Source organism: Pseudoalteromonas sp. CR1, assembly GCF_019392235.1.
Lineage (GTDB): Bacteria > Pseudomonadota > Gammaproteobacteria > Enterobacterales > Alteromonadaceae > Pseudoalteromonas.
In genome coordinates, this window is sequence record NZ_JAHXRM010000430.1 from 1 (window position 1) to 253 (window position 253).

Genomic DNA, 253 nt, shown 5'->3' on the forward strand with positions numbered 1-253 from the left:
TATCGACCAAGTTGGTCGATATAAGGCTGCATCGACACGGTGGTGTCGACCACCAACACCACCGCGGTGCGGAAGGCGTCGGCGTTGGCGCTGAGCACACGGGCGGCCGGTTTGGCGGCAGCAGCACTCCCGGGGTCGATGGACGCTACGTTAAGCAACTGCACCGGTTGGCCGTTTTCATCGAAGCTCTCCTTGGCGTCGAAGATCGGCAGCAGGTAAAACTGGTTTTGCGGGACCGCGCTGGCCGTCGGCT

At 62.5% G+C, this 253-nt stretch carries 1 protein-coding gene; it reads right to left on the bottom strand.

Going from position 1 to position 253, the window contains the following annotated elements; all coding sequences use genetic code 11:
• On the bottom strand, nt 1-253 hold a 253-nt coding region (locus tag KZZ04_RS20020; protein WP_257903705.1), incomplete at both ends, for a hypothetical protein.